The organism is Microcystis sp. LE19-41.2A (assembly GCF_027530405.1).
Classification (GTDB): domain Bacteria; phylum Cyanobacteriota; class Cyanobacteriia; order Cyanobacteriales; family Microcystaceae; genus Microcystis; species Microcystis aeruginosa.
This window is the reverse complement of the sequence record NZ_JAPZQJ010000005.1, coordinates 1-4886: the sequence shown is the minus strand read 5'-3', so window position 1 is coordinate 4886 and position 4886 is coordinate 1. Positions and strand designations below refer to the sequence as shown.

The 4886-nt window shown below is 42.8% G+C and carries 7 protein-coding genes and 2 pseudogenes; 8 read left to right on the top strand and 1 reads right to left on the bottom strand.

Going from position 1 to position 4886, the window contains the following annotated elements; translation table 11 throughout:
* From O9290_RS00145 to O9290_RS00125, 5 genes and pseudogenes are all read left to right on the top strand, one after another.
* A pseudogene (locus O9290_RS00145) lies at positions 1–824 on the top strand (RNA-guided endonuclease InsQ/TnpB family protein); the annotation flags it as partial.
* A 10-nt stretch (positions 825–834) separates the two neighbouring features.
* Entirely contained in the window at positions 835–1125 is a 291-nt protein-coding gene (locus O9290_RS00140; protein WP_288058954.1) for a PIN domain-containing protein, read from the top strand.
* 89 nt (positions 1126–1214) lie between these two features.
* On the top strand, positions 1215–1466 hold the full coding sequence (locus O9290_RS00135; RefSeq protein WP_043995814.1) for a UPF0175 family protein: 252 nt from the start codon (positions 1215–1217) through the stop codon (positions 1464–1466).
* The gene (locus O9290_RS00130; protein ID WP_002760647.1) at positions 1463–1951 is read left to right on the top strand and encodes a PIN domain-containing protein; all 489 of its coding nucleotides are present in this window, start codon (positions 1463–1465) and stop codon (positions 1949–1951) included. Before O9290_RS00135 ends, O9290_RS00130 begins: the two co-directional genes overlap by 4 nt.
* Positions 1952–2463: 512 nt before the next feature.
* Positions 2464–3141, top strand: coding sequence for a hypothetical protein (locus O9290_RS00125; protein WP_287107447.1), 678 nt, complete (start codon positions 2464–2466; stop codon positions 3139–3141).
* A gap of 104 nt (positions 3142–3245) precedes the next feature.
* Here the strand turns inward: O9290_RS00125 and O9290_RS00120 are convergent, their stop codons facing one another.
* On the bottom strand, positions 3246–3425 hold the full coding sequence (locus O9290_RS00120; RefSeq protein WP_002760643.1) for a hypothetical protein: 180 nt from the start codon (positions 3423–3425) through the stop codon (positions 3246–3248).
* Between the two features lie 175 nt (positions 3426–3600).
* Here O9290_RS00120 and O9290_RS00115 point away from each other — a divergent pair, with 175 nt between their 5' ends.
* The 3 genes and pseudogenes from O9290_RS00115 to O9290_RS00105 all read left to right on the top strand — a co-directional run.
* Positions 3601–3978 (top strand): DUF433 domain-containing protein, encoded by a 378-nt coding sequence (locus O9290_RS00115; protein ID WP_002760641.1) that lies wholly within the window; start codon positions 3601–3603, stop codon positions 3976–3978.
* Positions 3975–4368 (top strand): annotated as a pseudogene (locus tag O9290_RS00110) (ACP S-malonyltransferase). Before O9290_RS00115 ends, O9290_RS00110 begins: the two are co-directional and overlap by 4 nt.
* A gap of 227 nt (positions 4369–4595) precedes the next feature.
* Positions 4596–4886: hypothetical protein (locus tag O9290_RS00105; protein WP_288058957.1), on the top strand; the 291-nt coding region annotated here is incomplete at its 3' end.

The window sequence follows — 4886 nt, the reverse complement described above, 5'->3', positions numbered from 1 at the left end:
ACGGGTAAGAGTTGTTAGACGTGCTGACGGTTATTATTGCCAGTTTTTAATTGACGTAGAACGGCAAGAATACCATAAACCAACGGGACAAATAACAGGAATTGACTTAGGGTTAAAGGAATTTTATACCGATGCTCAAGGCAATACTGTAGAGAATCCACGTTATTTAAGAAAGTCAGAAAAACGACTTCAAAAAGCACAACGACGATTATCTAAGAAATTCCGTAAAGGAAAGAAACAGTCTAAAAACTATCATAAGCAACGGGTAAAGGTAGCCAAGCTTCATCTTAAAGTATCAAGACAACGTAAAGACAAAGCAATTAAAGACGCTTTGGCGTTAGTCCAGTCTAATGATCTGGTAGTCTATGAAGCTTTAAAGGTAAGAAACTTAGTCAAAAACCGTAAGCTTGCCAAGTCGATTTCCGATGCTTCTTGGTATCAATTCACTCAATGGTTGAATTATTTTGCCAAGATTTATCAGATTGTTTGTGTTGCTGTACCACCGCATTTTACTTCTCAAGATTGTTCAGTTTGTGGAACAAGAGTTCAGAAATCATTAAGCACTAGAACTCATCAATGTCCTCACTGTCAAACAGTCTTAGATAGGGATCATAATGCAGCAATAAATATTCTTAAAAAAGGGTTGAAATATTTGGGAAATCATCTCAACGGTACTGTTGGGCAAACAGAAACCGACCCAAACGCATAATAGAGAGTCCGACCTCTGGATTTTGAATGGAGACATTGAGAATCTAAGCCGTCTCGTTGAGCAAGGAATTTCCGATAGTGATAGGTCAAGAATCCCCCGTCACAGCGTAGCTTGACGGTGGGAGTATGTCAAATTCTATCGGGGTGATCTGTAATCGGCTGAATCAAAGAGACGTTTTTATCAAATTTGTGGATGACGTTTTGATTGATGCTGGTGTTGTGCTGGTCGGTGTTCCTGCTAACCAAATGAAGAGAGTCGTAGAAATAATGGATCTCTTTCGCTTGGATTTTGATGATGCTTACCAATATGTTGCTGCCGAGCTTGAAAAAGCTAATATTGTGAGTTTTGAGCAAGATTTTGACAAGACAGAGCAAAGACGTTTGACTCCTATGCAAGTGCTTAAAATTAGAAATTAATTGCTGGCTCCCGTCAGTCAATAATACCAAATCCTGTTATCAGAAAACGAGTAAAGACGAGGAGATAAATAGTGCGTGAGGATGTCTTAATGAAAATTACCCTGAACCTACCGGATAACCTCAGCCAAGCCGAAACCTTTAACCAGGGCGACTGGCTCCGGGAGATTGCCATTGCGCTGTTTCAGCAAGAGCGGATTTCCCTGAGTCGCGCCAGTAAAATTGCCGGGATGGAAGTCATGGACTTTCAAAAACTGCTGGCAGATCGCGGTATTTGTGTTCACTACGATGTAGAAGACTTTGAGCAGGATGTTCAGCATCTGCGCGATCGAGGCTGGCTATGATCGTGGTCAGCGATACCTCCGCCCTTGCCAATCTGGCGATCGTCGATCATCTCTGGTTGCTAGAGTCAATTTACCAAACCGTTATCATTCCAGACGTTGTTGCTAGGGAACTAGCAGCCGCAAGCAATCCCATCATTCCAGCCATTCTCCAAGCCGGCTGCATTCAACCCCAACCCCTCACCAACTCCGAACTCGTTAACCAGCTTCAGCAAGAACGAGGATTGGATGCTGGAGAAGCGAATGCAATAGCCTTGGCACTTGAGCTGCAAGCTGATGATCTGCTCATCGATGAACGCTTGGGGCGGCAAGAAGCCCTGCGGCTAGGGCTGTCTATCATTGGTATTCTGGGCATTCTGCTCGTTGCCAAACAAAAAAGCCTCATCCCTCAAGTTCAACCTGTTATGGATGCCTTGATCAGCCAAGCTGGTTTTCGTGTCAGTTCCCAGCTATATCAGCGTGTCTTAGCTTTGGCTCAAGAACCTTAGTAAAGGATAAGCCAAGATGGTCTGTGGAGTCGGTATCGATCGAAACTATCGTTTCCCATACCAATATCTTGATATTGCCCTTAGATTCTTGTTGATTGAGATGGAAACAAAACGCTACAAGTAAGTACAGTATGAATGATAATTTCACGCTAAAAAATCTTTACAGAAGCCCCCGACAATTGAACGAATCGAATAATTATAAATTTTTGTCAAGAGGTGCGGTCAGATCGAAGAATCGTCGCTAGAATCCTAGAAAACTTCTGTTATTTCAGCCTATTGTCAGAAATTTAGTTAAACAAGGTTTTTGACAATATGCTAATCTGGCTAACACGCTTTTGGGCGTGATATACGGAAAAGTTCGGGCGATTGCGCCCAAATGGGGTGATATGCCGAAAGTTGACCCATATCGTTACCCCAGAGAGTGTTATACAGAAAGTTTCTGTATAATCCCTAGTTAGCCAGACGAAGCGAGTGTACCGCTAGGATGTGGGCTATATGATTGGAGTGTCAAAATGACGAGAAAGACAATTGTCCTCATTGCAGCCTTCGTTGCTCTAGGTACTGCCACCGTTGGACTCGTGACGGCAATTGTTACCCAGCGAGGACTGATTCTCCCCCTAAATATCTTGGATTTACTTTCCATTAAATTCACCACTTCGGAGATGATTGATAGTTGGTTTGGCTTGGCTGGACATAATAAGTTAATCAGTCCTTCGGAATTAGGTGAACCGCTCAAGTCATTTAGAAACCAATGGGCAAAAACTAATCCCACTGTCACCCCTTTTCTGGGACTGTGGCATAATGATGGTGACGGTTTTCAAAGTTTACATGAAGCTTATTTTTTGAGTATTTTTCCCTCTCAGGTGCAGGGGCAAGTCTGTGTTTTAGAATACAAAGACCGTGGTTTGCTGGATGTTTCGATTCTTTCATTGTCAACGGCAAAGGTGATCAGTGGTCAACTCCTCAGTAGCCGTTTGCGGGCGGATAAATCTACCATTGTGCAAAAAGACTTCTACAATGGTTATCCTGTAGAAGGTTATCCTGTAGAAATTTTGCCTGTTTTAGATGGGCAAAATGAAATCTATATTTTTTCCTCCCGATCCCCGCCCCAGTTACCCCCTGGTTTTCCTGAAGATTTGACATCTAAGGTAAAGCAGAAACTGTCGGATCGAGGTTGTACAATGGACTAGATGTTAGCGAGCGCCATCGCCTCGTAGGTTGGGTTGAGCGAAACAATACTGGGTCGAAAATAGATCAATTCGCTTGAAAAAGCGAAACCCAACCACCCCAAAGGTTACTCTTGGTTGGGTTTCCTTACGTCAACCCAACCTACAATAATTGCTGCTCTCGTAGTGGACTGTTTCAGTGCGATGCCGAAGGCACTGCGTAGCAGATCGCCATCGCCGTAGGGTGCGTTCCCTAAGGTGGCTCCTACTGCTCCAGCGCTCGATTTTGGGGAACGCACCATGCACATTGATTGAAACTGTGGGTTTAAGTGCGATACCGAAGGCACTGGGTAGCAGTACGCTGACGAGGGTACGCTAATCAAATGTAATGCGCCATATTTTCATTGGTGAGGCCAGCAGAGTTGGGGGTGATATGATGAGAAAAGAGCGGCCACTCAACACCATTTGGAGCTAATCAAAACTATGTCACTGTATCCTGATCAGGAACCCGCAATTACTCGAACAGAGCGTGGTTTAACAATTTCTGGCACAAGAATAACCTTGTATCAAATAATGGACTATATTCACGCCAATTACCCTCGTCATTTAATCCGCCATCAATTCTATCTAACTGATGAGCAGTTTGATGCAGCCATCTCTTATATTGACGCTCACTACAAAGAAGTAGAGTCAGAGTATCAAATAGTTGTGCGGCAAGCAGCAGAAATTCGAGATTATTGGAATGAGCGTAACCAAGAACGTATTGCTAATATTTCTAAGTTGCCGCCCAAGCCTGAATATACTTCTGCTTGGCAAAAATTGCAAGCGCGTAAAGCCAAACGAGCAGCAATAAGCCAGTGATTTTTCTAATCGATCACAATTATTGAAGGGCAATCGCTCATACTTTTTGGCAGTATTACTTCTGAAGGGTGGCTTGAAACATTACCAATTCGTTTTATTTCATTTGATGAAGTTGAATTACCAATTAACAGCAGTGATAGAGTGGTCTGGAGGTTTGCTCAAGAGAATCAAATGATTTTGCTAACCGCCAACCGTAGTATGAAGGGTGAAGATTCTTGAGAGCAGGTAATTCGAGAAGAATGTTTACCAACTTCTTTGCCTGTGGTTACGTTTGCAAATGTTGATCGGATTATTGAACGAGAATATCGAGAAGAATGTGTTGATCGCTTGATTGAAATTGCTCTTTACCTTGAAAATTATTTAGGCGTGAGTCGTCTGTTTATTCCATAGCAAATGTCTAACTTTGCCGTTAGGCGGCTTCGTCTATCTGTGAAGGCGTAGCCCCAGTGCGATGTCGAACGCAATCTTGTAGGGTGCGTTCCCTAAGGTGGCTCCTACTGTTCCAGCGATCGATTTTGGGGAACTCACCATGCACATTGATTAAAACTGTGGGTTAAAGTGCGGTCGCCGATTTTAATAAGCTATATTAACAACAATACTTAAAGAGAAGGCTTAAAATGGTTAAATCAACTTTGTACACGACAGCAAAAGTCCTACCGGGAAATAGAATTGAAATTGAATCTCCAGATCTGACTGTAGGACAAACTGTTGAGGTAGTTATTTTGGTTGAAGAAGTTAGTTCTGATTCTTCTACCAGCGAATATATCTCTCCATCCTTAAAACAGCGTCTTGCTTTTCTGAAGTTACCAATGACTGAACGGAGGAATATTCTCAAAAGTCAAGCCGATATAATGCTCTCTCACTATCAACAAGATTCTGAATGGCAGGAGTTAATGGCAGGTGACATC

Coding starts and splice junctions, on each gene's coding strand:
- O9290_RS00130 (WP_002760647.1), top strand. CDS start 1,463: ATGATCGTGGTCAGCGATACCTCCGCCCTTGCCAATCTGGCGATCGTC.
- O9290_RS00135 (WP_043995814.1), top strand. CDS start 1,215: ATGAAAATTACCCTGAACCTACCGGATAACCTCAGCCAAGCCGAAACC.
- O9290_RS00115 (WP_002760641.1), top strand. CDS start 3,601: ATGTCACTGTATCCTGATCAGGAACCCGCAATTACTCGAACAGAGCGT.
- O9290_RS00140 (WP_288058954.1), top strand. CDS start 835: ATGTCAAATTCTATCGGGGTGATCTGTAATCGGCTGAATCAAAGAGAC.
- O9290_RS00120 (WP_002760643.1), bottom strand. CDS start 3,425: ATGTGCATGGTGCGTTCCCCAAAATCGAGCGCTGGAGCAGTAGGAGCC.
- O9290_RS00125 (WP_287107447.1), top strand. CDS start 2,464: ATGACGAGAAAGACAATTGTCCTCATTGCAGCCTTCGTTGCTCTAGGT.